Origin of the sequence: Streptomyces ureilyticus, from assembly GCF_011045025.1 — a bacterium.
Taxonomy (GTDB): Bacteria; Actinomycetota; Actinomycetes; order Streptomycetales; family Streptomycetaceae; genus Streptomyces; species Streptomyces ureilyticus.
In genome coordinates this window covers 1-1,742 of the sequence record NZ_JAAKZX010000443.1, presented here as the reverse complement: position 1 = coordinate 1,742, position 1,742 = coordinate 1, and the positions used below count along the sequence as shown (strand labels likewise).

The 1,742-nt window shown below is 69.2% G+C and carries 2 protein-coding genes; both read left to right on the top strand.

Annotated elements, in window-relative coordinates; genetic code table 11:
• Positions 1 to 574, top strand: a 574-nt coding sequence (locus tag G6048_RS47985; RefSeq protein ID WP_165345879.1) for an acyl carrier protein, incomplete at its 5' end; no start/stop codon positions are given.
• Positions 571 to 1,742, top strand: a 1,172-nt coding sequence (locus G6048_RS47980; RefSeq protein ID WP_408056255.1) for a beta-ketoacyl synthase N-terminal-like domain-containing protein, incomplete at its 3' end; no start/stop codon positions are given. The genes G6048_RS47985 and G6048_RS47980, both read left to right, overlap by 4 nt.

Here is a 1,742-nt window from a genome sequence, read left to right as displayed (position 1 = left end):
CCTGCGTGGACTCGCCCGCCCCCACCCGGCCCGCCGGGCGGCAGGCGGAAACGCGGGCAAGGACCCGGCCTCCGGGACGGCCTCCCTGCTCCGGCGCCTCACCGCGCTCCCCAGGGCCGAACAGCACCGCACGCTGCTGGACCTCGTCCGCAACCACGCCGCGACGATCCTCGGCCATTCCCTCCCCGACGAGGTGGAGGCCGAACGGGGATTCCTGGAGCTGGGCTTCGACTCCCTGACAGCGGTCGAACTGCGGAACCGGCTCAACATCGCGGCAAGCCTCCGCCTGCCCACCACGCTCATCTTCGACTACCCCACCCCCGTCGCCCTCGCCCTGCACCTGCGAACGGCACTCCTGCCGGACGACCCGGGAGCGGAGGGAGCAGACGGTGCGGAGCATGACGACGAGCACGGAGACGGCGTCGAGCAGCACGCCGAGGACACCGAGAACAGAATCCGCGCTGTCGACGAGATGGACCTCGCGGACCTCATCCGCATGGCGCACGGCGAACACGACGAGCGCGGCGAAAACGATGCAACAGGACGATCCGAAGCCGAAGGGGAGAGCTCGTGACTGACGCTTCCACCAGCCAGATTGTCGGAGCGCTGCGGGCATCTCTGAAGGAGGCCGAACGGCTCAGGGCGCAGAACCAGCAGCTCGAAGCCGCCGCGCGGGAACCCATCGCGATCGTCGGAATGGCCTGCCGCTACGCGGGCGGAGTCAACTCGCCCGAAGACCTGTGGCAGTTGGTCCACGAGGGCCGTGACGCAGTATCGGCCATCCCCGAGGACCGGGGCTGGGACGTCGACGGCCTGTACGACCCCGACCCTGACACTCCCGGCACGACCTACGTACGAGAAGGCGGCTTCCTCCAGGACGTGGCGGACTTCGATGCGGACTTCTTCGCCGTACCGCCACGTGAGGCGCTGGCGATGGATCCGCAGCAGCGGCTGCTTCTGGAGACCACCCATGAAGCCGTCGAACGGGCCGGAATTGCCACGAGGTCACTCAGGGGCAAGCACGTCGGTGTCTTCTACGGCGCGGGTTGGTCCGACTACGTCACGAGGCTGCCCCGACAGCCGGAGGAAGCCGACGGTTACTTCGTGACGGGCAGCACGTCCAGCGTCATCTCCGGTCGCGTCTCCTATGCGTTCGGCTTCGAGGGGCCGGCGGTGACGGTGGACACGGCGTGCTCGTCGTCGCTGGTGACCATCCACCTCGCCACTCAGGCACTGCGCGCCGGCGAGTGCTCGCTGGCCCTGGCGGGCGGGGCCACCGTGATGGCCAGCCCGAAGGTCTTCACCGAGTTCAGCAGGATGCGCGGGCTCGCGAAGGACGGGCGCTGCAAGGCGTTCTCGGCACGAGCGGACGGATTCGGACCGGCAGAGGGTGTCGGTGTGCTGCTCCTGGAGCGGTTGTCGGATGCCCGGCGGAACGGGCATCGGGTGCTGGCGGTGGTGCGTGGCAGTGCGGTGAATCAGGACGGGGCCAGTAGTGGGCTTACGGCGCCGAATGGGCCGTCGCAGCAGCGGGTGATCCGGGCGGCGTTGGAGAGTGCGCGGCTGGCGGCGGCTGATGTGGATGTGGTGGAGGCACACGGTACGGGGACCGCGTTGGGGGATCCGATTGAGGCGCAGGCGTTGCTGGCGACGTATGGGCAGGACCGGCCGGTGGATCGGCCGTTGTGGCTGGGGTCGGTGAAGTCGAATATCGCGCATACGCAGGCGGCGGCGGGTGTGGC